Source organism: Acinetobacter sp. 1294243 (assembly GCF_000588015.1).
GTDB lineage: Bacteria > Pseudomonadota > Gammaproteobacteria > Pseudomonadales > Moraxellaceae > Acinetobacter > Acinetobacter pittii.
The window spans coordinates 193,573-207,550 of sequence record NZ_JFXG01000001.1 but is presented as its reverse complement, the minus strand read 5'-3'; the positions used below and the strand labels follow the sequence as shown (position 1 = coordinate 207,550).

Genomic DNA, 13,978 nt, shown 5'->3' with positions numbered 1-13,978 from the left:
AATTTGTTTATAAAATTTTTAAGTAAATACTGATTTTTTATGATAATTGAGATAGAAACTCATCCACTTGAGCCATTTTTACCTGAAAATGCCCGTTTATTAATGTTGGGCAGTTTTCCACCGCCACGTAATAAATGGAAGATGGATTTTTACTATCCCAATTTCCAAAATGATATGTGGCGTATTTTCGGTTTGATTTTTTTTCAAGACAAAACTTACTTTTTAAGTGAAAGCCAAAAAAATTTTAATGAAGAACGTATTCGAAACTTCTTGATTGAAACTGGTATTGCAATCTTTGATACCGCTTATCAAATTAAGCGGTTGAAGGGGAATGCCGCAGATAAATTTCTTGAAATAGTAACACCAACAGATCTTGCAGTTTTACTTCAGCAGATTCCTCTATGTCAGACCATTATGACCACAGGCGATAAAGCGACTGATACTTTAATTTCAGTTTTACCAGAGCACACCGAAAAACCGCTTATAGGAATGTCTACCTCGACTTACTTTGCTGGACGAAATATTAATTTATATCGTCTACCATCTTCTTCTAGAGCATATCCATTAGCGCTAGAGAAGAAAGCAGAGGCTTATCAAAAATTCTTTAAAGAGATTGGCATTTTATAAATAAACTTGAAATGCTGTTACATCATCCATTCAACTGGTAGATATGAAACAGCTTTAATCATGGTACGTTGGAAAAGGCTCGTATCTGGGTCTTTTTCATATTCAACAATCTTTCCATCCGACTGATAATCTAACCAAACAATTTTGCCTTCACTATTTAACTTAAGCTGGTAAGCAACTTGAGGTAAGTGCTGATCGAGCATGACTGAAATTTGCGCTTGTAATTGACTCGACTCAATAACCAGACCGACCTCAGTATTTAAGTAAGTCGAACGAGGATCAAAGTTAAACGAACCAATAAATACTTTACCGTCTACATCAAAAAACTTGGCATGTAAGCTCGATTTATTTTTACCTTTAGCAGGGATCACACTTCCAGTCACCACTTCATACCAAGTTCTGCGTCTGCGTTCTAAAAAGGGCTTAAACTCAAATAGTTCTACACCACTTTTAAGCATTTCAACTCGATATTGACTATAAAAGGCATGCACAATTGCTACGTCATTTGCAGCAAAAGAGTTGGTTAAAACCCTGACTTTAACACCTTGTACCTTGAGTTGTTTTAAATAGTAAGTGCCTTGTTGGGTAGGAACAAAATAAGCAGAAGCTAATTCAATATGCTGCTTTGGTTCACCCATAATCTTTAGGACTTGCCCATAAAGCATCTCTTCTTTAGAAGCTAGTCCTAAGATTTTTTTAGGTGAATCGGCAACAAAATATGCTTTTGACCACTGGATTGGATAGTGCTCTAAAAGTTCTTTTAAATAGCTTTGAGCATCGTAAAGCTTATCTTCAGTTTGAGTATGATTTTCACTTTCATGAATTAAATCATGGTAGTGCTGCCTTAGTGTTTGCAAATGGTGGACAGCACATGTTCCCACCAGCTCAGTAGCATTTTGACTTAAATCACTTTGCCAAAAATCATTAAAGACAGACTGTGCATGTTGTACGGTATGTCCATAAAATAAAATATCTAGATCTGTAAACTGAAACTTACTACTTGCGTCAAAATATTCACTACTAATATTTCGACCGCCTGTTACCGCAATCACACCATCCGCAATAATTAACTTATTATGCATGCGATGGTTTACTTTCTTGAACCGAAAAATATAGTCTAAAATTCTCAAATATCTAAACTTGTAGGGACTGAATAGTCGAATTTCAAAATTGGGATGGTGGAGAAGGCTTCTAAGAACTCCATCCAGCTTTACTCCATTTTGATCATCAATAAGTAAGCGGATTTTTACACCACGATCTGCCGCCGTTAGTAACTCGTGCAGCATTAAGTTTCCAACAAAATCATTTGTCCAAATATAATATTGTAAATCGATTTTTTCTTTTGCATTTCTAATCAGATACATACGAGAAGCGATACTGATAAAGGCATCATCTAATGCCACAAAAGCAGTCAGTCCTTGTTCTGTTTTTTTTGTAGCTTGCTCATCATTCAACCAATTAAAGCTATTCGTCACTATATCATTCTCATCAGGGTCGTATGTACCGTTATACGAAGGTGTATGTGTAAAGCCCCAAGCATTTAATGCCATACTACTATACTGCTGATAGATTTGATTAATCATGTAAGCTTTTAAAGTCGCATCCAAGATAATCACATCTCAGCATTTTTATATTCAATTTATATGTCAAAATTCATATTAAACGTTATAAATACATTCTGCCAAGCCTCAACGCTAGCAATTCCTTATATTTATTGGCACTTCTTAGAAAACATATCCATTAAAAAATATAAAGTAAAATTTAACCCTTTTATGCCTAATGCTATATTCAATATTATTTTTTAAGGATGCTTGAGATGAGTCACATGGGTTCTTGTCTATGCAATGAAGTCAAATTTTCAGTTACTAACGAAATAAACACGGTCTATCATTGCCACTGTAGTCTCTGCCGCAAACAAACTGGAACGGGGGCAAATGCAGCAACATTAGTAAATAAGGATAAATTTGAATGGTTATCAGGTTTAGAACTTGTCCGCACCTATAAAAAAGAAACAGGCTTCACATCTTCATTTTGCAGTCAATGTGGATCACCTGTACCTAACTTAGTAGGCACTACTGATTTTATATGGATTCCATTAGGTTTATTAGACAAAGATATTGTTGTGCTAAAAAAGCTTAATTTTTGTATCGTTTCAAAGACGAATTGGGTAAACACAGTAGATGCAGATGAATCTTACGATGAACTTCCAACTCTGAATGAACTAAACATATTGTTTGACTAAAGAATTTTTTGAAAATGAGACTGAGTTTGCATTAAATTTAATTTTTTCGGATGGTTATGCTTGCAGGTTTCACAAAAACACACTAATTACAATTGGCAGTACAACAATTACATTAGAAAACATGATATCTATCATACTTCCTTAAAGGGCTGAGTGAGTAGCTTAATAATAAAAGGGAGAAAATAGAGATGCCACAATATTTAATCATCGCTGAGAATGTATATAAAAAGATTGAGGACAAAAATTTATTTTCAGAAAGCTCGGCAGAAAACTTAAATCAATTAGTTGGTGTAATTCGTAATGAAATTAAAGGCACCAAATTTAAACTTAAATACAATTTTATAGATTTTGAGGAATGCCTAACCAAGCCCTTAGAGGAGTGTGCCATTAAGTTAGACATGAGCCTTATGCCTAAATATAAAAATAAAGACGAATATATACTTTGGCTTGCGGGTTTTATTGAAAGAATTACGACAGGAGGGGAGGCAAAGCTTCCTCCGATCTCAAAATTTATTCCTCCAGACTTTAAGTTTAATTATGAGGAACCACCCAAAGTATCATCTTCTACACAAGATGATGGAGAGATGATCATTAATTATTTCAAATCTGATGCCTTTAATAAAATTATAAGCCAAGAAAAATAAGTACATAAAAAATATAGAAGTGATCGTCCACTACACTTCTATATCTCGCTGTAAATTCAGCAACCGCCTACTGGGGCGGTTTTTTAATTTTACCCACCTTATTCATAAAAAATATATTGTTATAACTTTTCACAAAAGTTTGCATAACGCACAGAATCTGTCTCATTGGCCTAAAAACAGATACAACCTTCAATGTTAATTTTAAATTTACTTAACTATCGTTTGGAGATAAGTATGTTCAAAGTTATGTTTTTCTTTGGTGTTGGGGCTGTTTTCGGTTACTGCTGTAAACACAAGGAGGATAAAGCTAAAGAGGAGAACTCATCAAAATAAGCGAACTACATTCATAAAGAACTTACTAATTAGTTGGTTTTTTATAAGGAGGTGTCTATGCTCCACAACCTTAGACAGCTTTTCTGTATTCATGTCTGGGAATATGACTTTGATATTACTCATGACGAAGTTAAAGAATGCAGAAAATGTGGGAAAATTCATAAAATCAAGAGTTTCCCAAAATTGACTTAAGATGTAAATTTTTACTTTTAGTCTTAAGTGAATATTAAAAATTAAATAGGCTCAACATTTTAAATATTGAGTCTATTTAATATAAAACTTAATTAATTATCCTTAACTGAGATTAAAGAATACCCACCAATTTAATCAGAATAAAATCCCAAATAAATCATATTTTAAATCAATAAAACAGTTATATTGCACATAACTTATCAATTAAAATTAAAAATACAGAAACAATTTAATAAAAATTAAAAACTTATTTTTATAGCTTTCAACTTATACTTATATTTTACAAATAATTAATAAGGAGATAGAAATGCCAAAATATTTACTATTAGCAGAAAAAATTAATAAAAATATTAAAAGTTCTTATTCAAACAATCATTTTAGAAATTTAAACAATCTTATTGTAGAAATAAAAAAAGCTATTGCAGGCACTGAACTAAAGTTTTTATATAACTTTGTGAACTTCGAAGGTGTTGTTATTAGTGTAAAAAATGAACTTCCTATTAAGCTAGATATGAGTTTGATTCCAAAGCATAAAAGCGAAGATGATTTTATTTTATGGTTGGCAGATTTCATTGATCGAATTACTATCGATACAAGCAAAAATCTTCCTTAAAAAGAAACAATTGCAAACACTCATCTGTAAAAAAATTTTATACCAAACCACAATGGATAAAGTATTTAAGGTTCTTGTCTAGGAGCTGAATTCATATCATGTCGAACTCTGCTGATGTTTTCATAAATGACTTTACGCATTCGGTTTACTGCACCTAATGGTTTATGCTCAGGTAGGGCATGCCACGGTGTAAAAGACAGATTCTCACAAAACTTATTTTGTTCTGGTGTATCAAAGTTCTGCTTGGGAATATGAATAGTTGCTACTTGATAAAAAGGAGCTGCTTTTTCATCCCATTCTGTCATTGAGTCTTCTACCAACATTTGATTTGAAGTTCGTGGTTGAATAAGAAATTCCATACAAGCATCTGTACTTTGCAAAGTATTCTTTAAAGCTTCTCTTAAGAAATCATGACTAGGATTTTTAGGTAGATTATTTGGCTGCATTGAACAAGAACGAACTGAATATTTAACCGCTTTTCGGTCATTACCTAGCCCTAATTGATAGGGAACCATAGACCAGTAACGCGTATAGAGTGGGTTTGTGATTTGTGAGTTACGTGCTCCGAGTGCATTCACAGTTCCTTTAACACCTAATGCAAATGGAATATAAAGTTTTCTGATCATATTATGGCTATTCACATCATTCATAAAAGAAAGATATCGTTTAGCATCATTCGCAAAAAAGACCGGATGATTAATCATAATAAAATCTTGCGTGGTTGCTTGTTTTTCACTTTCTAAAATTTTCTGTCCAGACACACCTAAAATTTTTATTGCTATGCCACGTGCATCTTTTTTAATGTCCGCATTAGAGGCATCATTTGAAGCATTAGAAAATCGAATCCATGCTTGATAACTTCGATCTGGAATAAACATTCCTTTAGCAAACTGGTTAGGTATATTTTTTGAGACATGAAAATCGGCACGAACACAACCATGCGCCTTAGGATGTGCATCACGTAAAGCATTTCCAGCCGTATACTGTTCCCGAATTGACTTTTCAATGACTTGAGCTATGTTTTGAGCGAGCAACTCTTCGTTAGGCTGTAACTTTTCTCCTAATACTGTGTCGATCTCTGGATAAGCGTTACTTTCCGAAGAGATCTTTGTGGTCGACGTTGTGTTGGAATATAAAGTTTCAGTACAACCTAATAATGCAAATACAAGAGGAGTAAATAAAAACAAACTCTTAAAATTTATAGGCTGTATAAAAGTTTCCATTTATTAACTCCTCAGTGTAAAAATATTTTAGAAGAATAATAAGATTTCAGGTTTAATTTTATTTTGAACTTGATGATAAATATAAACTGTAAATAATTTAAACGTCATTGTTACTTATCTGAACAATAAAATAGGAATTATTATTTAATATAAAACTTCTTAATACATTAAGAGAATGTAGACATGATAACTAACTCACAAAATGTACAAAATAATACTAATACATCACCTCGCCCAATCACTCAGAATACACTTATTGATCGGTTTAGCCCTATTTATTGGAGAATAGACGGCCCGCAAACGATGTCTTTCGCAATTACGAACTATGGAAATGGTTTTGAAGCATCTTTTAGATCACGTATGACAAATGATTTGGTAGGAATTACTTGGGATTCTTATGACACTAAAGATCATAAATTTTTAGCGTATCAAACCAAATATAGCTATGCAGGGGTGGTTTGGGACTTCGATATTGAACTATCTGCCACGATGCCAGTGCTGAACAATCCAAGTTTAACGCCCACTTTAACGGTGTACTACAATGAAAATGGCGTAAATAAAATTGCATATATTGTTCTATTTAATTACGCAAATAATCCTTCATCGCGAACGGCGCATATTCGTATTAATTGGGATACAGTAAAAGCAGGCTTCTCTGCTACAGATAGCTTTCCGGTAACCAATATTCAGCGAATCTCATTTTCTGGGTTTACCAGTGACTATAATGGTCAAACCGCTATACCTTTAAGTCAACCAAAAGATGGCTACATTCGCCTCACTAACTCCGTTGTAACTGGAACAAATGCAAAGTTAAATTTGAGCCGTGTAGTTGTGCCACAGCACAATTATGGCATCTGCACCAGCTATGATGATCACTATGACTTAAACCCGCAACGCCTAGTCAACAATATGGTCGCTTTGGGATACCAGGGTTTCGTTAACCACTATTGTGGAATGTCGCATTATCCAGAAATGACATGGAAAAGTGATATTAATAAATGGCAAATACCTGATACGTTGGTGACAGGCGAGGTGGTCGTTAACTCATGCACTCGTAAATGGCATGAGAAATATGCCCAGGCTTTACATAGCGCCAGTTTGCAACCCATTTTTGGGGTCAGCTTTGAAATGTATTCCTTGGGCGCCAATGAATATTGGGCACAGCGTGACTGGAACAGTAATTTAGGTAAAACAGGCTACCAACCACCGAGCTATTTTTTTAGTTTAAGTCATCAGAATGCTTTGGCATATCTACATAAAGTCTTTATTGAGTTTGCAGATGCAATGGTAGTGGGTGGATGCGATGTAAATATGCAGATTGGTGAACCTTGGTGGTGGTATAACACTGACACCAATCTACCTTGTGTATATGACTACCCAACAAAATTGGCTTTTAATGCAGATACAGGATTATATGCACCAGATTTGGGTACAATTTATGAAGCAATGAATAAAACAGGAACGCCTTATGATGAGTTTAAAACATGGCTTAGAAATAAATTAGGACAAACCTGTCAAAATATTCGTAGCGTGATCAAAGCAAAATATTCCAGTGCCAAAGTTAGTCCGCTCATTTTCTTTCCTTCCATTCAGTCCCCAATTCAGACTTTAGCCACTTATATTAACTATCCAAGCCAACATTATTCATATCCTAATTTTGATTACATGATGACAGAAGCTTATGACTGGTTGCTAGAAGCTCGCTTAGACTTGGCACATCAGGCAGTTTCCCAAATCCCTATACAAGGGTTAGGCTATCCTGCCAATAAAGTCATTTATTTATCTGGTTTTGTTCCCGATGCCTCTATTGCTTATATCTATGGTTTTGAAAAAACCAAGCCATATCGAACACCCATTTGGCAACGAATTTTTGGTGACATGAAAAACAATGTTTCTTTAGGGTTAATGAAGCAATTTATCTGGGCATATCCACAAGTTATGTATGATTCAATTACGATTGATACCACTCAAGCTCCAAATGGCTTCTTTGTTGAAAATACGCTTTATTCTCCAATTAGTGATAACACACCATATCCACCAGATATTTACCTATAAGTAAAAAAAGCTGCTTATAAGATAATGATTTGATAAGAAACCTCTTCAAGTAAGAGGTTTTCTTCTTTTTTAAATGTAGGCTTGCTTAGATGTATCTGACTGGCTATGCTGTGATGGATTGTCATGAAAGCCAATTTTAATTTAAGCAAAATTAAGCTCTTGTATTAGAGATATATAATCTATTTTGCTCGACTATAAATACCGAATGATTTAAAGGAAACCCAAAGATGAAATCTCGTGCAGCTGTCGCCTTTGCCCCAGGAAAACCTTTAGAAATTGTTGAAGTTGATGTTGCACCACCTCAAGCGGGTGAAGTTTTAATAAAAATTACCCATACAGGCGTATGTCATACTGATGCTTTTACATTATCTGGCGATGACCCAGAAGGTGTTTTTCCTGCCATCTTAGGTCATGAAGGCGCAGGTGTTGTGGTTGAAGTGGGTGAGGGCGTAACAAGCGTTCAACCTGGTGACCATGTGATTCCACTTTATACAGCTGAATGTAAAGAATGCTTATTCTGTAAATCTGGAAAAACTAACTTATGTGTTGCGGTACGTGCTACTCAAGGTAAAGGTGTAATGCCGGATGGAACCACACGTTTTTCATATAACGGCGAACCAATTTATCACTATATGGGTTGTTCAACCTTTAGTGAATATACGGTAGTTGCAGAGGTATCATTAGCAAAAATCAATCCTGAAGCGAATCACGAACAAGTTTGTTTACTTGGATGTGGTGTGACAACTGGTATTGGCGCCGTGCATAACACAGCAAAAGTACAAGAAGGTGATTCTGTTGCTGTATTTGGTCTAGGCGGTATTGGTTTGGCGGTTGTACAAGGTGCACGTCAAGCAAAAGCAGGACGCATTATTGTCGTAGATACAAACCCAGATAAATTTGAACTTGCTAAACAGTTTGGTGCTACCGATTTCTTAAATCCAAAAGATTATGACCAACCTATTCAGCAAGTGATTGTAGAAATGACAGGTTGGGGCGTAGATCATTCATTTGAATGTATTGGTAACGTCAATGTTATGCGTTCGGCTCTAGAGTGTGCACATCGTGGTTGGGGACAATCCGTTATTATTGGTGTTGCTGGTGCAGGTCAAGAAATTTCGACTCGTCCATTCCAGCTAGTGACAGGCCGTAAATGGTTAGGTACTGCTTTTGGTGGGGTAAAAGGCCGCTCACAACTTCCTAAAATGGTCGAAGATGCTATGAAAGGTGAGATTCAACTTGAACCTTTTGTAACACATACCATGCCTTTACAAGACATTAATACCGCTTTTGATTTAATGCACGAAGGCAAATCAATTCGCACAGTCATTCATTTCTAAATGAAATAAAAAAGGGCTGTGATTCAGCCCTTTTTTACCACTTATAGTTTTATATCTTAAATGGTATTACCACACATGTCTGTTGTACCTTGAGGGTAGTTAAACTGCAATGCATTACGGTCAGTAATGAGTTCATTAGACAATTCTTGTCCAAATAAATTGGTTGAAAGAATATTTATATTTCCATTCATTGAGAAAGCTATTTTATGTAGTGCACCAGGTAATTTAAATTGATATCCTTCATCAACGCCATTGGAAATAAACCCGACTTGGTTCGTATCCTGATTAATGTAAATACCTAAGCGTTGATATTCATTTGTATTATCTGTCATTTTCTTGTTTTTAAAGTAACTACCGATAAGTTCATAATCTCCCACCTCCGATGATACGCTATGATATAAACGAGGTGGGTTCTCACCAAATTCAAAATCATGAACACCAATATCAAAATGATAATTTGATCTAATTGTATAATTATTATCAGTTACACCATTAAAACTAATGTCGGTTGAGTAAGAGGAACTGCTCGAAGAAAGGATGGGTACTTTAAGCTCCATCTCAAAAGCAACAATACCTTTATTCGGTAATAAAAAATCACCTTCATAACTCGGTGAATTCATTTTTGCCTTACTTTTTGCATTATAATCAAGATAACCGTAATTATCTTCAGTTACAGGCTCTACTTTAAAACCAAATTTTTGACCATTTATCAATGGAAATATTTTCATAGGTGGTCGATCTGGGTCTTGAGTATTCCATATATCAAAATCTTCTTGAGTCGCATCAAAATTATATTGGCAGACTGGGGCAGAATTAAGTGAGTTAGTCTGGGACAAGAGCATTTGAGGCGCTAATTTTTCATTCTTTGTAGTTGATGAAATGCTTTTAGATGCTACTTTTTGGCTAGCCTGATTAGGTGTTACTGTATTGGTATTATCAGAAGATACCTCATACATTGCCCAACATAATGTAATTGCACTAACAGCAACTATACCTATTTTTTTCATAAATATTCCTATTAAGTTAAGTATGAAATTCTTAGAAAGTAGTGTTAAAGTAAAATTTATTATTAATATTTAAATATTTGAAATTATTAGGTTTAAAAACTATTGAATATGATTAATCATATTCAATAGTTACAGTAGCCATTGCACGGACCTTACCAGCAGTCACATTTGCTGCTGTTTGATAGTAGCGGGCAGTCATCGGTACGTTATATTGAATTGTCTGATTAGAAGACAATGTACCTAATGCTAATTTGTCACCTTTTTTAATGACCTGATTTTTATTTTGATAGTTCCAGAGTAACTGCACACCTACGCCGTTTGCTTTTTCAGATGTCGGTGCAGTATTTGCAAGTACCTGATTGTTTGTTCCATCTTGGGTAAAGTCGTAAGTTAAACTAATGAGGTTTTTCTCTTCGTAACCCGTTGGGTTGATACCCCCATTACATAAAATGTTCATATCAAAGGTTTGTTCGCCTTGAGTTGAGCCAACGCCTTTGAAACCAGCCTTTGTAACGGTCGGGAGCTGTACAACTTTATTGATGTTACCTTGGATTTCACATGAAGAAGAGGCGATGGTAATTGCATTACCATACACAGTACTTGTTAACCAAGGAACAGCTGAATAGCCAGAGGCATTATAAGCACTATAACGACCAGGTACTAAGGTACCTGAGCCAGTCTGTGTTGCAGTTTTAACAATCTCCACTACAAAATACCCTGTTGCTAGCGTATACCTTCTACTTCTTTGAGTGGCCGCTCTATAAGGATAATAACCAGAGAAATTTGTAGCATTTTCTGCTTCACGGTATAAACGAATACCAATCCCAGGAATATTTGTTGAATAGACATTATTTCCGATAGAGCTAATAGGATAATTTTGTGTAAGATTAGCTTCTAAATATCCTCCATATGAATCACACCAGTAAGTTGAGCCATTGGAAGAAATAGGGAAAGTAGCTTTCCTTAACACCTTTCCAACTTCATCAGTTGGGCGAACTACAACACGTCCCACTGCCATAGGAACGTCTAGAGTCTTAAATCCAGCTTCAGGAGTACAAGCAGCATTAGCTTCACCATATACGCCGAGGCCAGCCGTAAATAAAAAACCTGTTAATAATATTCTTTTCATTTGCAGACAGCCTCAGTCATTACCATGCTTTGTTGCTTATTTTGCAACTGATTACTGATGTTGTACTCAACCGAACAACGCTCATTACTTTCATCGCCCCATTTCACATATAGACGATCTTGAGCAAGTGGGGTACGTAAGTAAATCATACTACCTTGTGCAACAATACCTACAGCTTCATCTTTTTGATTAAAGACTTGAGCGCCAAAAGGTAAACTGTTGCCATCAGCTGTTTTACTATTAATGTAGACTGCATAACCCGTCTTGGTCGTAAAATCTACTTTCGCAATTGCACCAGCAAAAGGTGCGATACGTTGACTTGTTTCTTCAAGCTCTACTTGGCTCGACATCTCTTGTGGGTCAAGCGTAATATCGTTTAGGCGATAAGGTGTTACATACGGGATAACTGCATAACCAGCCTTATTCACACTTAAACCAACAGTATTATTAACTTTTGCTCCAGCTGCATCAGGTGCATGTACAAGTACCATCGTTTGGCCTTGCTCAGGTCCAAATAAAATACCATCTGAATGTGCAACCACACTACCACTTAAGCTAACCATTGCTTGTTGGTAAGAGTCAGCAATACTATAAGAACCACCAACAGTTGCATAGTTAGTACGATAACGACCATTAGCATTAAACGTTGGGTTTGCATAGTCTTGATGTGAAACAGAGGCACCATAACTAAAGCGATCGCCAACCATCCCACTTGCACCAACAGTACGGCTGTCTTCAGAAGCAGTAACGTTGACGTTGACTGAATTCTTCTTAAAGTTAATCGGGAATGAAAGCGTCATTAAATATTCAGTATCATGCGTCGCATCATTTGAACCGTACTCAACCTTACGGTTAATCGCAGATAAACCATAAGTTAAACCATGGTAGTTATTGCTATAACCAATTTGGTACTGTTTAGTACTTTCGCTACGGTTCCAATAGTCAACCCACGAACCCACGACATAGAAGTTACCCCAACCTTCAGGAAGTCCTTGGTTTAAAGTAATTTGGAATTCACTACGCTGGTGGCCCGAAGCCGCATAAGTGTTTACTCCTTTTTCTTCTAAATCGCGAATAAGTAGAGCATCACGTAATTTATAGAAATTTTCTGTCGAGTAACGATATGCAGCAAGGGTTAAGTTTGTGTTAGTCGGAGAAATTAACTTACTATAGCTTAAACGGAAACTTTGCCCTGATTGTGATGACTGTTTTTCAAAGTCGGCTTCAGAGTGGGTCACATCTAACGCAACAGCACCAATTGGTGTAGCAAAAGCAGCACCTAACAATACAGCAGCATAATTTTCTGTAGCTTGTATGCCTGTATAACCTGTTAGGTAGTTGTTAATACCTTGTTGGTATTTACCCTGAACTACCCAAGGATTAAGGTCAATATCTTGATCTCGGAACTGACCTACAGTTAAAGAATAACGGTTTACACCTGGACGCAACATTTGTACAACTGAAGCATATGGAACCGAAAATTTTTGTACTTGACCATTTGCTTCAATAATAGAAACTTCAATTTCCCCACCAAAACCAGTAGGGTAAAGGTCATTAATCTCAAAATTACCTGGTGCAACAGTTGTTTGATAGATAAGTTGGCCTTGTTGACGAACTTCAACTTTTGCATTGGTTTTTGCGTTACCACGAATACGCGGGGCGTAACCTAACATACTATTTGGTAGCATTCGGTCATCACTTGAGAAATCGATACCACGATAACCAATAGAGTCAAATACTTCGCCGTTGGTAAAACTATCACCAAGCGTTAAAACACCACGGTATTTAGGGAAAGCTCTTTGTAAGTATGTACTTGTTTCTTGATAATCTGATTTAGATTGATTTTCAGCAGGGGTATCTTGCCACTGCCACTGGCCATTATGACGTAATTGCCAACCAGCAATATTTAAACCGGCTGTAACGCCCATAAATGCGTTTGTTGTTTCACTTTGATCATTCGACTGATTAAATGTTTTATAAGCACTACCACTATAAGATAGAAAACCAGCATTGATACCACGATCCCATACGCTTGGGTCGACATAACCTTGCGCATTTTTTTGCAAAGCAACTTGCGGAATAGAAATATCTACACGTAAACGAGAGGTATCAAACTCATAGAATGCATTTTCAACCCACTCTTCAATTTTATAACAACTATTATTTTCTTTTTGAAGGGTAGTGTGTTTAGACAAAACGTCTTGTTTAACGCCGTACTCAAGCAGGTTTGTTCCTGTAAAACAGGTTACTGCATTTTTATTAGGGTCTAATGCTTTAAAGACCATACGACGTTTACCAAACCATTGACCATTTACATATACGTCAACGTTATATTCGCCTGGTAAAACAGGGTTTCCATATTTAAAACGAGAAATATCAACTTTTTGAGCATCCCCAATTAAAAAAGCAGAATCAAATTCAGCCTCTACTGGAGCACTCGTAGTTGTTTCTTCAGCATGCACGAATACAGGCATTGTCATTGTGACAACACCAGAAGCCAAGTAGTAACAAATATGGCGTTTTAATAATTTATAAGATTCTTGCCTTTTTTTTGGCATAGCTAAGTCCGCCTACAC

The 13,978-nt window shown here is 35.8% G+C and carries 11 protein-coding genes; 6 read left to right on the top strand and 5 right to left on the bottom strand.

Going from position 1 to position 13,978, the window contains the following annotated elements:
• The first annotated feature begins 39 nt into the window (after window positions 1-39).
• Window positions 40-627: a DNA glycosylase gene (locus J655_RS05890; RefSeq protein ID WP_017386949.1), complete on the top strand. Its 588-nt coding sequence runs from the start codon at window positions 40-42 to the stop codon at window positions 625-627.
• A 17-nt stretch (window positions 628-644) separates the two neighbouring features.
• On the opposite strand, the gene J655_RS05885 is transcribed toward J655_RS05890, so the two are convergent.
• On the bottom strand, window positions 645-2,234 hold the full coding sequence (locus J655_RS05885) for a phospholipase D family protein (protein WP_081403772.1): 1,590 nt from the start codon (window positions 2,232-2,234) through the stop codon (window positions 645-647).
• A gap of 200 nt (window positions 2,235-2,434) precedes the next feature.
• Between J655_RS05885 and J655_RS05880 the strand changes: the two genes are divergently transcribed.
• From J655_RS05880 to J655_RS05870, 3 genes are all read left to right on the top strand, one after another.
• Entirely contained in the window at window positions 2,435-2,869 is a 435-nt protein-coding gene (locus J655_RS05880) for a GFA family protein (RefSeq protein WP_081311937.1), read from the top strand.
• Between the two features lie 188 nt (window positions 2,870-3,057).
• Entirely contained in the window at window positions 3,058-3,513 is a 456-nt protein-coding gene (locus J655_RS05875) for a hypothetical protein (RefSeq protein WP_002113876.1), read from the top strand.
• A gap of 832 nt (window positions 3,514-4,345) precedes the next feature.
• A complete protein-coding gene (locus J655_RS05870; protein WP_002113703.1) occupies window positions 4,346-4,651 on the top strand; it encodes a hypothetical protein in 306 nt (101 codons plus the stop codon).
• Between the two features lie 65 nt (window positions 4,652-4,716).
• On the opposite strand, the gene J655_RS05865 is transcribed toward J655_RS05870, so the two are convergent.
• Window positions 4,717-5,874: a catalase family protein gene (locus J655_RS05865; protein ID WP_032052125.1), complete on the bottom strand. Its 1,158-nt coding sequence runs from the start codon at window positions 5,872-5,874 to the stop codon at window positions 4,717-4,719.
• Window positions 5,875-6,057: 183 nt separating this feature from the next.
• On the opposite strand from J655_RS05865, the gene J655_RS05860 reads away from it, so the two are divergent.
• Both J655_RS05860 and J655_RS05855 read left to right on the top strand, forming a co-directional pair.
• Window positions 6,058-7,929: a hypothetical protein gene (locus tag J655_RS05860; RefSeq protein WP_032052124.1), complete on the top strand. Its 1,872-nt coding sequence runs from the start codon at window positions 6,058-6,060 to the stop codon at window positions 7,927-7,929.
• Between the two features lie 227 nt (window positions 7,930-8,156).
• On the top strand, window positions 8,157-9,266 hold the full coding sequence (locus J655_RS05855) for an S-(hydroxymethyl)glutathione dehydrogenase/class III alcohol dehydrogenase (protein ID WP_004792384.1): 1,110 nt from the start codon (window positions 8,157-8,159) through the stop codon (window positions 9,264-9,266).
• Between the two features lie 56 nt (window positions 9,267-9,322).
• Here the strand turns inward: J655_RS05855 and J655_RS05850 are convergent, their stop codons facing one another.
• The 3 genes from J655_RS05850 to J655_RS05840 form a co-directional block, all read right to left on the bottom strand.
• Window positions 9,323-10,273: a DUF4882 family protein gene (locus tag J655_RS05850; protein WP_032052123.1), complete on the bottom strand. Its 951-nt coding sequence runs from the start codon at window positions 10,271-10,273 to the stop codon at window positions 9,323-9,325.
• 112 nt (window positions 10,274-10,385) lie between these two features.
• A complete protein-coding gene (locus tag J655_RS05845; protein ID WP_032007687.1) occupies window positions 10,386-11,402 on the bottom strand; it encodes a fimbrial protein in 1,017 nt (338 codons plus the stop codon).
• Window positions 11,399-13,960 carry a fimbria/pilus outer membrane usher protein gene (locus J655_RS05840; RefSeq protein WP_032042617.1) on the bottom strand — a complete coding sequence of 854 codons (2,562 nt, stop codon included), beginning with the start codon at window positions 13,958-13,960 and terminating at the stop codon, window positions 11,399-11,401. The genes J655_RS05845 and J655_RS05840 overlap by 4 nt, the downstream gene beginning before the upstream one ends.
• Between the last annotated feature and the right edge of the window lie 18 nt (window positions 13,961-13,978).

Excerpts from the sequence above, each read along its gene's own strand:
- J655_RS05890 (WP_017386949.1), top strand. The coding sequence starts at position 40 with ATGATAATTGAGATAGAAACTCATCCACTTGAGCCATTTTTACCTGAA.
- J655_RS05880 (WP_081311937.1), top strand. The coding sequence starts at position 2,435 with ATGCTTGAGATGAGTCACATGGGTTCTTGTCTATGCAATGAAGTCAAA.
- J655_RS05875 (WP_002113876.1), top strand. The coding sequence starts at position 3,058 with ATGCCACAATATTTAATCATCGCTGAGAATGTATATAAAAAGATTGAG.
- J655_RS05870 (WP_002113703.1), top strand. The coding sequence starts at position 4,346 with ATGCCAAAATATTTACTATTAGCAGAAAAAATTAATAAAAATATTAAA.
- J655_RS05865 (WP_032052125.1), bottom strand. The coding sequence starts at position 5,874 with ATGGAAACTTTTATACAGCCTATAAATTTTAAGAGTTTGTTTTTATTT.
- J655_RS05860 (WP_032052124.1), top strand. The coding sequence starts at position 6,058 with ATGATAACTAACTCACAAAATGTACAAAATAATACTAATACATCACCT.
- J655_RS05855 (WP_004792384.1), top strand. The coding sequence starts at position 8,157 with ATGAAATCTCGTGCAGCTGTCGCCTTTGCCCCAGGAAAACCTTTAGAA.
- J655_RS05850 (WP_032052123.1), bottom strand. The coding sequence starts at position 10,273 with ATGAAAAAAATAGGTATAGTTGCTGTTAGTGCAATTACATTATGTTGG.
- J655_RS05845 (WP_032007687.1), bottom strand. The coding sequence starts at position 11,402 with ATGAAAAGAATATTATTAACAGGTTTTTTATTTACGGCTGGCCTCGGC.
- J655_RS05840 (WP_032042617.1), bottom strand. The coding sequence starts at position 13,960 with ATGCCAAAAAAAAGGCAAGAATCTTATAAATTATTAAAACGCCATATT.